Raw genomic sequence first — 1,731 nt, 5'->3', positions numbered from 1 at the left:
TAAGGCTGTTTTTTTTTAAAATATTTTAAGGTTGGGTGATATAAAACTTGGCATGAAAACTAGCCATCACCGGCCATTAGATTATTTTTTAATACTATGAAAAAGCTTTAAAATAGAATGTTTATATATGTGTTAACATATTTAGTAAAAATTAAGCCCTTTAAAATAATTTATTTTGAAGGGCTTTGTTAATCCCAGTTTAACGTAAGAAACCTACAAGAATATTCTAGGAGCTTAGCAGCTTCGATTTCTGTCTTTGAAAAGAACAGTCAAGGCTTGGATGAATTCAAGCAATAATTAGCAAGACCTGCCATCAGATTGTTCAGAAATTTCCATCGACTTCGGTGCCGATGATGTTCTATCTGACAGCTATTTTCAACAGATAATTCACACTTTCAATCATAGCCCTCTTTTTTAGCATGAGTTTATCCGCTAACGTGATCCATTGTTTTTTCATCTTCTTTACTTTTGTGAAAAGATGCATTTCCTTTTGTAAAAGATGCATTTCCTTTTGTAGTGGAATATTGGTCAGTTTTTCTGACATATCCCCTTTATCTGCGAATGGTTTTCCTTTTACCCCTTCTATCGTTTCTGGGACAAGTTTGGAAGTAAGAGCTTGATTAATTGTTTATAACCTCTTAATGCTTTATTAGATTACCCTTAACCCGGAAATACTTATGAGAAGCAAGAGTCCGAGCAAGAGCTTCCATTCCCCTATCGCTTATTTGGTTTCCGTTAAGAGAGAGTTTTCTAAGAGCTGTATTGGAAGCAAGAGCCTGAGCAAGAGCTTCCATTCCCTCATCACTTATTTGGTTTCCGTTAAGAGAGAGTACCCTAAGAGTTGTATTGGAAGCAAGAGCCTGAGCAAGAGCTTTCATTCCCTCATCGCTGATTTGGTTATCATCAAGGTAGAGTGTCTCAAGGGTATTATTGGAAGTAAGAGCTTTACTAATTGCTTTCGCTCCCTCATCACTTATTTGGTTATCATCAAGGGAGAGTGTCTCAAGGGTATTATTGGAAGTAAGAGCTTTACTAATTGCTTTCGCTCCCTCAACACTTATTTGGTTTCTGTCAAGCCCGAGTTGTTTAATAGTAGTATTGCAAGCAAGAGCATGAGCAAGCGCTTCTACTCCCCTATCGGTTATCTGGTTACTATTAAGCAGAAGAAAACTAAGAGCCGTATTAAAAGCAAGTCCATTAGCAATAACTTCCGCTTTTTTATCACTTATTATTTTGTAACTAAGGTCAAGCGAGGTGAGCCGAGAATCATTCCTATAAAGTTCGAGTAATATTCTGGAGTCAATTTCTGAGGTTTTTATTTCTCTTAAAATTTTGCTTATTCTTTCTTTTTTGACCGTTTCTAAATCTAAAGTCGGGCATTGTATAAAACTCCCTTTGAAATAGGGAGCAAACGTTGTAAAAAAAAGTGTTTTTAAATGGGGATTTTTATCGGCTTTAAGAATATGCAAAAGAGGAGCATCTAAATGAATCGAGGCAAGTGCCACACACCTCTTAAGTTGCAATTCTTCTAATTTGACAAACTGCAAATAGGTTGGTGCGAGGGGGAAGCGTGGTTTTTCAAACGCACGCAGCTGAGCGCAACGGTTTAAATAAAGCGTTTTGAGATTAGGAGAGCACTTTTCGATTTCCAGAATGGCCTCTTCTTTAATAAATGAACAACCGCTTACATTTAAATAGTCGAGTTCAACATGCAAAAAAGGTTTTAACGTA

At 36.5% G+C, this 1,731-nt stretch carries 1 protein-coding gene and 1 pseudogene; both read right to left on the bottom strand.

The annotated features are described in order from the left end of the window. Positions 1–358 precede the first annotated feature (358 nt). Positions 359–544 (bottom strand): transposase, encoded by a 186-nt coding sequence (locus tag BU804_RS03195; protein ID WP_445082296.1) that lies wholly within the window; start codon positions 542–544, stop codon positions 359–361. A 94-nt stretch (positions 545–638) separates the two neighbouring features. Continuing rightward, positions 639–1,731: pseudogene (locus BU804_RS03190) on the bottom strand (hypothetical protein); the annotation flags it as partial.

Source organism: Candidatus Protochlamydia sp. W-9, from assembly GCF_001950615.1.
Taxonomy (GTDB): Bacteria; Chlamydiota; Chlamydiia; order Chlamydiales; family Parachlamydiaceae; genus Protochlamydia; species Protochlamydia amoebophila.
Note: the sequence above shows the minus strand (reverse complement) of the source record. Positions and strands in the feature narration are given on the sequence as shown.